At 69.3% G+C, this 12343-nt stretch carries 12 protein-coding genes; 4 read left to right on the top strand and 8 right to left on the bottom strand.

The window, feature by feature from the left end; all coding sequences use genetic code 11:
• Positions 1-21 precede the first annotated feature (21 nt).
• The 3 genes from BN10_RS17635 to deoC all read right to left on the bottom strand — a co-directional run bounded on the left by BN10_RS17635 (position 22) and on the right by deoC (position 3214).
• Positions 22-936 (bottom strand): ArsR/SmtB family transcription factor, encoded by a 915-nt coding sequence (locus BN10_RS17635; RefSeq protein WP_010849387.1) that lies wholly within the window; start codon positions 934-936, stop codon positions 22-24.
• A 112-nt stretch (positions 937-1048) separates the two neighbouring features.
• Positions 1049-2512, bottom strand: a complete 1464-nt coding sequence (locus BN10_RS01550) for an MFS transporter (RefSeq protein ID WP_010849386.1) — start codon at positions 2510-2512, stop codon at positions 1049-1051.
• A 48-nt stretch (positions 2513-2560) separates the two neighbouring features.
• Positions 2561-3214: a deoxyribose-phosphate aldolase gene (gene deoC / locus BN10_RS01545; protein WP_010849385.1), complete on the bottom strand. Its 654-nt coding sequence runs from the start codon at positions 3212-3214 to the stop codon at positions 2561-2563.
• 151 nt (positions 3215-3365) lie between these two features.
• On the opposite strand from deoC, the gene BN10_RS01540 reads away from it, so the two are divergent.
• Complete coding sequence (locus tag BN10_RS01540; protein WP_010849384.1) at positions 3366-4325, top strand: sugar-binding transcriptional regulator; 960 nt, start codon at positions 3366-3368, stop codon at positions 4323-4325.
• Positions 4326-4411: 86 nt separating this feature from the next.
• Here the strand turns inward: BN10_RS01540 and BN10_RS01535 are convergent, their stop codons facing one another.
• The 4 genes from BN10_RS01535 to BN10_RS01520 all read right to left on the bottom strand — a co-directional run bounded on the left by BN10_RS01535 (position 4412) and on the right by BN10_RS01520 (position 9049).
• Positions 4412-5917: a long-chain-fatty-acid--CoA ligase gene (locus BN10_RS01535; protein WP_010849383.1), complete on the bottom strand. Its 1506-nt coding sequence runs from the start codon at positions 5915-5917 to the stop codon at positions 4412-4414.
• Positions 5918-5992: 75 nt separating this feature from the next.
• Positions 5993-7027, bottom strand: a complete 1035-nt coding sequence (locus BN10_RS01530) for a YeiH family protein (protein WP_040752240.1) — start codon at positions 7025-7027, stop codon at positions 5993-5995.
• Positions 7028-7127: 100 nt separating this feature from the next.
• The gene (locus BN10_RS01525) at positions 7128-7700 is read right to left on the bottom strand and encodes an RBBP9/YdeN family alpha/beta hydrolase (RefSeq protein WP_010849381.1); all 573 of its coding nucleotides are present in this window, start codon (positions 7698-7700) and stop codon (positions 7128-7130) included.
• Positions 7697-9049 carry an MFS transporter gene (locus BN10_RS01520; protein ID WP_010849380.1) on the bottom strand — a complete coding sequence of 451 codons (1353 nt, stop codon included), beginning with the start codon at positions 9047-9049 and terminating at the stop codon, positions 7697-7699. Before BN10_RS01520 ends, BN10_RS01525 begins: the two co-directional genes overlap by 4 nt.
• Positions 9050-9178: 129 nt before the next feature.
• Here BN10_RS01520 and BN10_RS01515 point away from each other — a divergent pair, with 129 nt between their 5' ends.
• The gene (locus BN10_RS01515) at positions 9179-9412 is read left to right on the top strand and encodes a hypothetical protein (protein WP_010849379.1); all 234 of its coding nucleotides are present in this window, start codon (positions 9179-9181) and stop codon (positions 9410-9412) included.
• Between the two features lie 85 nt (positions 9413-9497).
• Here BN10_RS01515 and BN10_RS15450 read toward each other — a convergent pair whose 3' ends face one another.
• A complete protein-coding gene (locus tag BN10_RS15450; protein WP_010849378.1) occupies positions 9498-10376 on the bottom strand; it encodes a CPBP family intramembrane glutamic endopeptidase in 879 nt (292 codons plus the stop codon).
• Positions 10377-10495: 119 nt separating this feature from the next.
• Here BN10_RS15450 and BN10_RS15445 point away from each other — a divergent pair, with 119 nt between their 5' ends.
• Both BN10_RS15445 and BN10_RS01500 read left to right on the top strand, forming a co-directional pair.
• Positions 10496-11644 (top strand): sensor histidine kinase, encoded by a 1149-nt coding sequence (locus tag BN10_RS15445; protein ID WP_051369595.1) that lies wholly within the window; start codon positions 10496-10498, stop codon positions 11642-11644.
• Entirely contained in the window at positions 11641-12282 is a 642-nt protein-coding gene (locus BN10_RS01500; protein ID WP_010849376.1) for a response regulator, read from the top strand. The genes BN10_RS15445 and BN10_RS01500 overlap by 4 nt, the downstream gene beginning before the upstream one ends.
• Positions 12283-12343: the final 61 nt, after the last annotated feature.

Genomic DNA, 12343 nt, shown 5'->3' with positions numbered 1-12343 from the left:
TGACCACCTCGCGCCTCGTCCTCACCTCGTGGCGCGTGGACGACGTCGAGTCCCTACGTTGCCGCAGGCCCCAGCTGATCCGCGTGGAGAAGTCCGCGGGGCGCGGGTGGGCGATGTCGATCGCGAACGCTTGGCCATAAGCCCGTATGCCGTGACTCGGCACCGTGTCGGCGGGAGAGTTGAGTGCGGCCCAGCGCCCGGTGAGGGGCAAGCCACGGCCACCGGCGGGTGGTCGTCGCGCCGCGGGGCCCGGACGAGAGACAGGGTGAGCAGGACGGCCAGCGCCGGGAGGTCGATCCAGAAGGGCACGTCCAGGACCAGGGGCGAGGACGATGCCAAGAAGGAAGAGGCGGGTACACCACCCCTGCAGGGACGCGACGGTGCGCTTGAGCGAGGACATCGTCGGGCTCCCACGATCGTCGTCAGCAGCGGGACGAGTCGCTCGGCGGGCACCTCGTGCTGTCCGCCGGCCCGGGCGCGCAGCCACCCGGCAGCCACGAGTTGGCGCAGGTGGTGATAGACCTGCCCGGTCGTGCCGAGGCCCTCGAGGTCGGCCAGGTCGCGTGCGGTGGCGCGCCCACGCAGCACCTCCTGGAGCAGGCGCAGTCGCACCGGGTGGCCGAGCGCCTGGAGTGCGTCCGCAGCCAGCTCCCACGGGTCGTCGAGGAGGTCCTCGGCGGCTGCGCCCTCCTGCCACTGGGCCTGCTGGCCGGCCGGCAGATCGATCGCCCCGAGGATCATGACGGCCCCGGCTGGTGTCGCGGAGTGCTCGGCCGTGGCATGGCGCTCGATCAATCCGTTGCGCGCCCAGAATGTCTCGGCGTCGGGCGCCAGGGGGCCGGTCCGGTGAGATGCCGGTGGCCCCACGGACCCCTCCACGCGAGCCTCGAGGCGGGCGAGTCTGCGTTCGAGGTCGGCCAGGACGTCCTTGGTCATGTGTCGATGATTACGTCATCACGTATTCACGTCAGGGCGTGCGCTCCAGACATAGGGGCCCTCACCCCCTGGCGAGGGCCCCGACGTCGGGCGGGTGCGGCGATCGAGGGCGTCAGCCGTCGAGCGCAGCGGTCTCGACCGGGCGGCCGGCCGCACGGTCGGCGCGAGCCAGCAGCGACGAGGCGACCCGATAGACCACCAGACCCAAAAGCGCGACGACGGCGACGATGACCAGGACGTTCGAGAAGCTCGGGTCGAAGCCGTCGGGCGTGCTGACGATGCCGTCGAACAGGGACGGCTTGAGGTCGAGCAACTTGGCGGTGTAGGCGATCCCGACCGAGACGGCGACGTTGATCGTGAGGTTGTAGAACCCGATGGCCACGCCGGAGCGCTCCGGCGTGATCTCGCGGATGGCCGTCGCCACCAACGGCGCGTACATCAGGGCGAACCCGGACCCGAAGACGACCATCGAGAGGACGAAGGGCACCACGGACGTCGTGACGAACACCGCCGGGATCAGCAGCGAGGCCACGATGAGCACCATCGCCAGCGTGATCGTGGACCGCACCGAGAGGCGCTCACCGATCTTGCCGCTCAAGGCACCCACGACGACGGCGCACGCATAACCCGGCACGGTCAGCAGGGAGATGTTGTCGAAGGAGATCCCGTAGAGCTCGGACACCATGAACGGGAACATGAAGATGTAGGCGAGCTGCACCGAATAGAGGATGAAGACGACGAGCAACATCGACACATACCGCCGGTCGGCGAAGAAGGCCCGGTCGACCAGGACGTTGGTGTGCGAGGAGATGTGCCACCACAGCAGCGCGATCGAGATGACGACCGGCACCATGAACCACCAGTTGAAGTTCTGCAGGAAGAGCATCACGTTGGTCGCGAGCGCCGCGATGAGCACGATGCCGAAGACGTCCAGGCGGGACCCGCTGAGCTGGTGGTCCGGCACGGTCTTCAGGACGCTGGGCACGGCGAGCACCGAGAGCAGCGGGACGAGGAAGAGCACGCTCCAGCTGATGTAGGTGGAGATGTAGCCCGTGGTCAGGATGCCGACGAGCATGGCGAGCTGGAAGGCGCTGGTGGAGAACCCGAGGTAGGTGCGGCGATCCTCCTTGGAGAGATACTTCGTCACGTAGATGACGTAGAGCGTTTCGGCGGCGGCCAGACCGGACGTCTGGATGATCCGACCAGTGAGGATCATCGACCAGTTCTCGCGGAAGGCGAAGCCGATGAGCGAGCCGGCACAGATCATGGCGATCGCCGCGAGGAGGATCTTGCGCATGCTGATCGAGTCGGCGAGGGTCGCGTAGACCACCGCACCGACGCCAATGATGATGCCCGCCAGCGTCGTCTGCAGACTGACGGTCGTGACCGAGAGGCCGAGGTCGTCGGCGATCGGCTTGGACGTGAAGCGGAAGGCCGAGTCGACGATCAGGGAGAAGACGAAGAGGCCGAGCAGCACCGGCACGGCGCGCTTCGGGTTGTCCTGGGCGGGCGCACTGGAGGCCGGCGATGCGGGCGCATCAGCGGCACCGGATGAACTGCTGTCATAGGAGGTCATGTCGGTTGTCCGTTCTGGGTGACGTGGTCGAAGGTCCGCGGGCGCTGCTCAGGCCAGCCCGGCCAGGACCTCGCGCGACCCCGAGACCCCGAGACGCGTGGCCCCGGCCTCGATCATGGCGAGCGCGTCCGCACCGGTGCGCACTCCCCCGGAGGCCTTGACGCCCAGTAGACCACCGACGGTCTTCGCCATCAACTCGACAGCGTGGACCGTGGCACCACCGGCGGGGTGGAAGCCGGTCGAGGTCTTGACGAAGTCGGCACCGGCAGCCTCGCTGGCGCGGCACGCGGCGACGATCTCGTCGTCGGTCAGGGTCGCGGACTCGATGATGACCTTGAGCACGACCGGGGCCGGGCAGGCCTCGCGGACGGCGCGGATCTCGGCCTCGGTGCCGGCGATGTCTCCGGACTTGAGCTTGGCCAGGTCGATGACCATGTCGATCTCGTCCGCGCCATCGCGCACCGACGCTGCAGCCTCGAAAGCCTTGACGTCGGCGCGGTGGGCGCCCGAGGGGAAGCCACACACGGTCGCGACCTTGAGACCGCGCGCATCGGCCAAAGGGAGGAGGTTCGGGGAGACGCACACCGAGTAGGTGCCCAGGTCGGCGGCCTCGGCGACGAGGCGCTCGATGTCGGCGGTCGTGGCGTCGGGCTTGAGGAGGGTGTGGTCGATGAGCTGGGCGACGTTGGCGTGAGCGGTCATGGCGCTTCCTTTCCTGGCCTTCGTGCAACGACGGACTTCAGCGGAACGAATGTCCATGAAGGGCTGCACGAATGTTCAATCAGCATAGGAGCGCCATAGAACAAACGTCAAATGCTAGGGTGACGAATGTTCCAGACCGGGAGGATCAGCGATGGATGCACGCGAGCAACAGGCGCTCGACGCGGCCAAGCTCTACTACGTCCGTGGCCTGTCCCAGGACGAGGTGGCCCAGCAACTCGGGGTCTCACGCCCCACCGTCTCCAAGCTGATCCAGACCGCCAAGGACCTTCGCTTCGTCACGATCGACGTCCACGATCCGCGCGAGATCGCCTCCGACCTCGGTGACCAGATCGCCCGGCGCTTCGGCCTGGCCGAGGTGCGTGTCGCGGCGGGGCCGGTCGACCCGCTCGCGCCCCTGGATGCCCTGGGCCGCGTCGGGGCCACTCTGATCGAGGGTCTCGTGCGCGATGGCGAGCACCTGGGACTCTCGTGGGGCGAGAGCATGTATGCGGTGGCGCAACACCTCGCAACGACGGCCCGCGACGGCGTCGAGATCGTCGAGCTCAAGGGCGGCGTGCCGCTGCAACCCAAGCGCACCCGTGAGTACGAAACGATGTCCCTCTTCTGCGCCGCCTTCAACGCCTATCCGCGCACCCTGCACATCCCGGTCTACCTCGAGCATGTCGAGACGGTGCGCGCCCTCGAGCAGGAGCGTCAAATCCAACTCGTCCTCGAGATGGGCAGGCAGGTCTCGACGGCGGCCTTCACGGTGGGTCACATCGCCCCGGACTCGACCCTCTTCGCCCTCGACTACTTCACCCCCGCCGAACGGGAACACCTGTCCCGCCACGCGGCCGGCGACATCTTCTCCCGGTTCTACGACGACTCCGGTCGGATCTGCCTTCCCGACCTCGATGACCGCACCGTCGCCCTGCCCCTGGCCGACCTGAGCGCCATTGAGCGGCGCGTCTGCATCGCCGGGGGGCGGGTGAAGTCCAAGGCCCTTGCCGTCGCCCTGGCCGCCGGCTTCATCACCCATCTGGCCACCGATTCCGCTGCGGCACAGGGGATCCTGGAGTACGCGCGCCGCCACGGCCTCGGCCGGGACTGAGCCGAGACCAAAGGCGAGGTATGCCGTGTGCGGACACACGGCATACCTCGCCCTTGACGGTGGGTCGGGCCGAAGGGCCCGACCGATCAGGACTCGGCGTGAGTCGTGGCGCGCACCTCGCGGCGCAGGATCTTGCCGGTCGCGCTCTTGGGGAGCGCGTCGACGATCCAGACGTGGCGGGGGTACTTGTAGGCCGCGATCCGGTCACGGACGAACTCGGTGAGCTCCTCGGGCGTGGCCTCCTTGCCCGGCTTGAGCGCGACCGCCGCAGCGACCTCCTCGCCGAGGCTGTCGTGCGGGACACCGACGACGGCGGCCTCGGCGACCGACGGGTGCTGGTGCAGCACCTCCTCGACCTCACGCGGGTAGACGTTGTAACCGCCGCGGAGGATGAGGTCCTTCTTGCGGTCGACGATCCGGTAGTAGCCCTCCTCGTCGCGGGTGGCGATGTCACCGGTGGAGAACCAACCGTCCGCGTCGATGGCCAAGGCCGTGGCATCCGGGCGACCCCAGTAGCCCTTCATGACGTTGGCGCCCCGGATCTGGATCTCGCCGGGCTCACCCTCCGCGACCGGGCGACGCTCGTCGTCGACGAGGCGCATCTCGACGCCCTCGACCGGGGTGCCGATCGAGCCGGGCTTGCGGTCGCGGTCGGGGTGGTTGAAGGAGGCGACCGGAGAGGTCTCGGACAGGCCGTAGCCCTCGAGGATGATGCAGCCGAAACGCTCCTCGAACTCCTCGAGCACGCGCACGGGCAGGGCCGATCCACCGCTGACGCAGATGCGCAGGTCGGGGATGGAGATCTCGTCGTCGCCGGCGGCGGCGAGCATGGCCGAGTACATGGTCGGCACGCCTTCGAAGACGGTGACGTTGTGCCCGGCGAGGATGTCGAGGGCGGCGCGCGGGTCGAAGCGCGGGAGCATCGTCAGGCAGGCGCCCGCACCGATGGCCGCGTTGAGCCCGGTCGTGAGTCCGAAGATGTGGAAGAGCGGCAGGCAGCCCATGACGACGTCGTCCGCGGTGAGGTTGATGAGGGTGCGGACGGTGAGCGACTGGTTGCTGTCGAGGCCGTGGTGCGTGAGCTCGGCGCCCTTGGGGTGGCCGGTCGTGCCGGAGGTGAAGAGGATGACGGCCGTGTCGTCGTCGGCGCGGTCCACGGGCGCACCGGCCGGGGTCACGCCCTCGATGACCGGGGCCAGGCCCGCGTCACCGATGAGAATGACGTCCGCGGCGGCGGCCGCAGCCCCTGCGCTGGCGTCCTGACCCATGGCCTCCCAGCCGAAGAGCAGGCCGGCGCCGGAGTCGCGCAGCATGTACTCGACCTCGCCGGACTTCAGCAGCGGGTTGAGGGGCACGGCGATCGCGCCGGCACGCAGGATGCCGTAGAAGATCGCCGGGAAGGCGAGCACGTTGGGCAGCATCATGGCGACCCGGTCACCGACGCCGACGCCACGGGAGTCCAGAACGGCAGCGACGCGCGCGGCCTGCTCCTGCAACTCGGCGAAGGTGACGATGACGTCGCCCAGGCGAAGGGCGGGCGCCTGCGGTGAGGCCGCCGCGGTGGAGGTGAGGTTGGCAGCGAGATTGCTCATGGTGGGTGGAGCCTTTCGATGCATCCGTTGCGAGAGAGGAGGGGAGGAAGCAGACGAGCAGGTGGTGCGAGTGGGTCAGGCGACCAGAGCGATGCCGGTCAGCGCGATCACGAGCACCAGCAGGGTGGACAGGAAGCCCAGGACGAGCGGGCGTGGGCCGAGGTTGCGCAGGATGGAGACACGCACCGAGATGCCAAGGGCGAACATCGCCGCGCCCAGGCACAGGCTCTGCACGCTGGAGGCCAGGTGCAGCACCCCCGCGCTCGGGCTGAAGACCGTCGCGATGACGGACGCCGCGAGGAAGCCGACGAGGAAGAGGGGGATGATCGGCGGCTTCTTGGTCGCACGCGTTGCACTGCCGCCCTGGTCGGCGACCCGGGCACGGCCGCGAGCGACGGCCCAGCCGACGGTGACGACGACCGGCGCGAGGAGCGCGACACGAGCGAGCTTGACGACGACAGCGGCTCCGACGGCATCCGGCCCGAGCAGCGATCCGATGGCGACGACCTGGGCCACCTCGTGGGTGGCGGCACCGGCGAGCAGGCCACCGCTGTGGATGTCCATCGACAGGAGCCCGACGAGCAGGGGGATCAGCGGGATCATCAGCGTCCCGAAGAGGACGACGAGGGCGATGGAGGCCGCGACGTCCTCGTCCTCGCGGTCGATGGTCCCCTCGACCGCGGCGACGGCCGCCGCGCCACAGATCGAGAAGCCGGTGGCGATGAGCAGCCGCTGAGCCATGGGCACCCGCAGGAGTCGCCCAATGGCCAGCGTGCCGAGGATCCCGCCGCCGACGACGGCCACGACGACGATCAACATGCCCGGGCCGAGGGCGGCGATCTGGGTCAGGGACAGCTGCAGACCCAGGATGACGATGCCGATCCGCAGGACTCGCCGGGCGGACATGGCCAAGCCGGGGGCGAAGGTCGCGGGGATGCGGATCAGGTTGCCCGCGAGGGCGCCGAGGATGATGCACACGAGCACCGCATTGACCATGGGGACCGCGCGGTGCAGCGCGAGGGCGGCGAGCGCCACGGCGAAGGAGAGCGCGACACCGGGCACCCAAGCCAGACGGGTCGGCAGCTTCGGACCGCGACCGGCGGGGGTCACCGCGTCCGGAGCAGTCGGGCTGATCGGAGCAGTCGCACCGCCCGAGGCGTCGGTCGTGGGAGCGGGAGCCGGCACGGTGGCCGCGCCCGTCCCGCCTTGCTCACGCGTCCACCTCGGTGAAGTACTCGCGCAGCGTGGCCTCGACGAGGGTGTCCATCGCCGGCCAGGGTCCGTGGCCCGACGCCGGGTTCGCGTGGCCGACAGCGCCGAGCTCGACGACGACGGCTCCCCAGTCAGCGGCGAGGTCGCGGACCTCGCCGGCCGGGCCGAGCGGGTCGTCATCGCTCAGCCCGACAGTGGCCGGGAACGGCAGGGCCTGCGTGGGCACCGGGAGCCAGCCGTGGTCGGCCAGCTCGGTCAGCCGCGGATAGACCGGCGGCAGTTCGGCATTGAGCGTCGGCGGTGTCACGAGGAGGGCCTCGAGGACCTTGGACGTGACGGACCGAGGGGCTCGCGCCGCCCAGTGCAGGAGCGTCAGCACTCCCGCGCTGTGAGCGATGATGATCGGCCGGTCGACCGACGTCACCGCCTCGTCCAGGTCCGCGACGCGGGCATCGAGGTCGAGGGGGCCGCGGTCGGTGCGCAGGTGGACGGCATCGGCGCGCTGGGCGAGGTGCTCCTGCCAGTGATCCGGTGCGGATCCGCGCAGACCGGGCACGAGGACGAGGGTCATCGGATCTCTCCCTTGACTCGACGGACGTCGGGGGCCAGGCCGAGCTTGGCCAGGCTCGAGTGGTGGGTGCGCCAGCCGATGACCAGCGCGGTGATCGCGAGCAGTCCCACCCACGGCACGAGACGCAGGGCGTCGGCCAGGCCGATGGAGTCGGCGATGCGACCGGTCACGATCGGACCCAGGGCCAGGCCGAGGACATTGTTGGCCAGGGCCAACGTGGCAAAGGCAGTCGCCCGGATGGAGGGGGTGGTCAGGGCCGCGACCATCGCCCCGGCCGGCCCCGCGGGACCGGAGACGAAGAAGGCGCCGACGGCGAGCAGCGTGAGCTGGAGGGCACACGGGCCAAACGAGAAGGCGGCGACGAGGAAGATCAGGCTCACAATGGAGTACACGATAGACGTGGTCCACTTGCGCACCGTGACCACCTTGCTGACCCGGTCGCTGATGATGCCGGTGCCGATCATGCCCACGCCGAGGAGGAGCAGGAAGAGCGCAGCGACCTTGCCCGCACGGTCCGGGGTCATGCCGTAGGTGCGGTTGAAGAAGCTCGGCAGCCAGGCGAGCAGGGTGCCGGTCATGAACAACTGCAGGCCACTGCCCAGGTAGGCCATGACGACGGCAGGTGTGGAGAAGAGGGTCTTGAAGCGCGCCTTGGTCATGAGCTTCTTGGTCGTCGGCTCCAATTTGGCGGCGGCGTCCGGGATGGCGTGGTCCCGGAGCTTCTTCTCGGTGATGGTGAAGGCGTAGATGACCGCGAGCACCAGGCCGATGACACCCATGACGATGAAGGCGTGGCGCCAGCCGAAGCGCATCGCGATGACGCCACCGAGGGCGACACCGATGACGGAGCCGAAGGCGCCACCACCGAGGAAGGCCCCGGAGAGGGTCGAGCGCAGGTGAGGCTTGAACACGAGGAAGACGACGGCCAGACCGATGCTGCCGTAGGCGGCCTCACCGACACCGACAATGATGCGAGCCACGAGCAGCTCGCCATAGTTCGACGCCCAGGCCGACGCCAGCGTCGCCAAGCTCCACAGGGTTGCCATGCCGACGATCGCCCGGGCCCGGCCGAAGCGGTCACCCAGGACGGACAAGGGCACAGCGAGCAGTCCGACCGCGAGGGCGACGACGCTGTTGAGCGTGCCGAGCTCGGTGTCGGTGAGACCCCACTCCGCCTTGAGGAGGGGGAAGACTGCCGCGAGCACCTGACGGGACATGTAGTCCGACAGGAGCAGCGCGAAGGTCAGGCCGAACACCAGACCGGGGAAGAATCGGGACTTCTTCCCCGGCGCCTGGTTCGGCACCGTGTCATCGGCAGCCACGGGGGCTGCCTCGGTGACCGACGTCATCACTCGTCTCCTCAGTCTGATCCCTGGATCAGGCGTGCATCAGGAAACCGAGCTGCCCCGGCTTGCGGTTGGGCGGGAAGCCGAGACGCGCCAGGGCGTCGTCGACGTCGTCGTACCAGGTGTTGAGCGATGAAGGAAGCCGTCACCTGGATCAACGACAAGGCCAACAAGGACAAGGCCATCGCCCTGCTCCAGAAGAACCTGTCCATCGACGCCAAGGTCGCCACCCAGATCTGGGAGGAGGGCCACGACTCCTTCCTCACCTCGATCGACGAGGACATGTGGAAGAAGAACATGGAGTTCTCCACCGGCAAGGCCGACTCCGTGCCGTTCTCCGTCGTCCAGAACGACTGCGGTAAGTAAGGACCCCTTCCCAAATCAAGACACAAGGCGAGGTATGCCGCGGACTCAGCTCCACGGCATACCTCGCCTTGATCGTTGGGCCGGGTCAGCGGTCGATGACGACCTCCGTGGACCGGCCTCGGCGGTGCCACAGCACCAGCACGACGACTCCGGCCACGGCATACCCGATCGCACTGGTGATCCAGATCGTCGGCGACTCGAAGGCCACCCCCATCAGCGCCCCGGCCAGGTGGGCCAAGTGCATCCCGGCGTGGATGCCGACGGCCGGCCAGATGGACCGGGTCAGCAGGACGAACGCGGCAGCGCAGAAGCCGAAGGCCGTCGGGTTGAGCAGGTAGACCACGCGCTCGCCCGCGGACTCCTGGCCGCCGGACGAGAAGTAGTGCAGGACACCGAAAATGACCGTGGAGACGGCGACGGCGACGAGCGGGCGATCACGCAGGACCTGCATCAGCCAACCGCGCATGACGAGTTCCTCAGGGAAGCCCTGCATGAAGACGCCGCGCACGACGGCCGCCAGAACGCCCACCCAGAGCGGCGACCCGATGTCCTCCACACCGCGCGCACTGCTCTGGAAGGGCAGTGCTGTTGCAAAGGTGACGGCGAAGGAGAGCGCCAGGCCGACCCCGAGGAGGCCGAACGAGGCGCGCGTCCACAGTGCGCCGGCGTCGCGAAGCGGCCGCCCCTGGAGCCGGGTCATGGCCAGCCAGACGAGAAAGAGGGCCGCGACGGTGGGGAAGGCGAGCGTGAGGAGGAGCGGGGCCGAGCCCACCGCATTGGCCGGGTCGTTGAGCCATTTGGCGGCGTCGGGGAAGAAGTAGAGCGGCGACTGCGGCAGGAGCGGAGACAACGCCGCGATGAGCATGATGAGCGGTGCCAGCAGGACGCGGGCCCAGAGAGGCCAGCGCGGGAAGCGGGTCGTGGCGGGAGCGTCGGGCTGGGTCCGGGTGTCGTTGTTGGTCATGCCTCCAGCGTCGTCGGGTCGCTGCGCGCGCCCCAGACCCCCGGGTCACGACTCCACGACCGTGACCCATGACCCTGGTCACGGGTCCGACCGGGTCCCGCGCACCTAGGCTCACAGACATGCTCAACATCTCGAAGCGCGCCCGGCTCATGCTGGACCTGCTCTTCGGCGTGAGCGCTGCCCTGGCGCTCCTCATGGCGCTCGACGTCGGCCTCGAGATGTCGTGGGGACGAGGGGTCGCCGTCGCGCTGGCGGTGCTGGCGGCCGTCGGTGCTTGGGTGACCTGGCGACGGCACGACGGTGCGGCCGACCGAGCCGTGCTCGTCCTCGTCAGTTGCGCCTTCGTGGTGGCACTCGTCGGCGACGGCCCGAGCGGGCTGCCGCTCTTCTTCGTCGCCCTCATCGTGCTCATCGTCGAACACGGGTCCCTGGCCGGTCTGGCTGCCGTGGCTGCCCTGGTCATCGGGCTGGTCCTCGTCATGGCCGTGGCCTATCGCCGCCCCCTCGAGGACATCGTGCCCCAGAGCATCGGCGTGCTGGTCCTGCTCGCACTGGGCCTGCTCATCGCCCAACTCGTGCGCGAGACCGACCAGTCTCGGCGCGAGAACGCCCGCCTGCTCGCGGAGTTGCGCGCCTCCCTCGACAGCGAGAAGGACCTCGTCCTCGCCCAGGAGCGGGCCCGCTCGGCCGGCGACCTGCACGACGGACTCGGGCACCAGCTGACCGCGATCCAAATGGGTCTCGACTTCGCCGACCGCATGCGCACCCGTGATCCGCACGCCGCGTGGGAGGAGGTCGGCCGTGCTCGCGACCTGTCCGCCGTGGCCCTGGACCGGATGCGGGTCTGGGTGCGAGCGCTGGACCCGGTCCCGGTCGGGTCCCTCACCGGCACTGCCGCCCTCGAGGCCGTCGCTGATGCCTTTCGCGGCACCGGGCTCGAGGTCAGCGTCACCACCCTCGGCGCGGAGCAACCGCTCGATCGCGAGCGCGCCCTCTTCTGCCTGCGGGTCGTGCAGGAGGGACTTACCAATGCGTTGCGGCACGGGGGAGCTCGCCGAGTCGACCTTGTCGTGGTCCACGCCGATGGGCTGACTCTGACTCTCACCGACGACGGCAGCGCCCCCGAGACAGGCGACGCCGAGGTGGCCACGGGTTATGGCCTGCGCTCCCTCACCCAGCGGGCCACGCGACTCGGCGGTGACATCGACGCCGGGTGGAGCCCGGACGGATTCCGGTTGCGCGCGCATCTGCCCAAGGAGTCGGCATGACGAAGGTCCTCGTCGTCGACGATCAGCAACTGCTGCGCCGCGGCCTGCGGATGCTGCTCAGCACCGTGGACGGCATCGAGGTCGTGGGCGAGGCCGGCGATGGTGAGGAGGCCTTGGCCGTCATCCCGCGTCTCCTCCCCGACGTGGTCGTCACCGATGCCCGTATGCCGCGCATGGACGGTCCGTCGTTGGTCGCCGCCTGCCGAGACCGGCATCCGTTGCTGCCGGTGTTGGTGCTGACGACCTTCGACGAGCCGGACGTGGTGCGGGGCTCGTTGGGTGCCGGGGCGGCCGGCTTCCTGCTCAAGGACGTCTCTCCCGAGCGCTTGGCCGAGGGCATCTGGGCGGCCGAGCGCGGTGAGCTGGTCATCGACCCACGAGTGGCTCGCGTCGCTCTCGGTGGTGCGGCGCCGTCAGCGGGGGCCGAGGATCCCCTCGCGCTGCTGACCCGGACCGAGCGGGCGGTCGCCGAGCGGGTCGCCCGCGGGATGACCAATCCGGAGATCGCCGCGGACCTCGTCGTCGCCGAAGGCACGGTGAAGAATCACCTGACCTCGCTGCTCCGCAAGCTCGACCAGCCGAATCGGACGGCGCTGGCGCTGCTGCTGCATGAGGCCTTCGTGGGCAGTCGGAGTTGAGCGCAGGGGTCATCGGGTGACGGACGCCGGGAGGCGACCCCACGGCATACCGACTCAGGAG

Origin of the sequence: Phycicoccus elongatus Lp2, assembly GCF_000367525.1 — a bacterium.
GTDB classification, from domain to species: Bacteria; Actinomycetota; Actinomycetes; order Actinomycetales; family Dermatophilaceae; genus Phycicoccus_A; species Phycicoccus_A elongatus.
The sequence above is the reverse complement of the archived record's forward strand: the minus strand, read 5'-3'. Positions and strand labels throughout refer to the sequence as shown.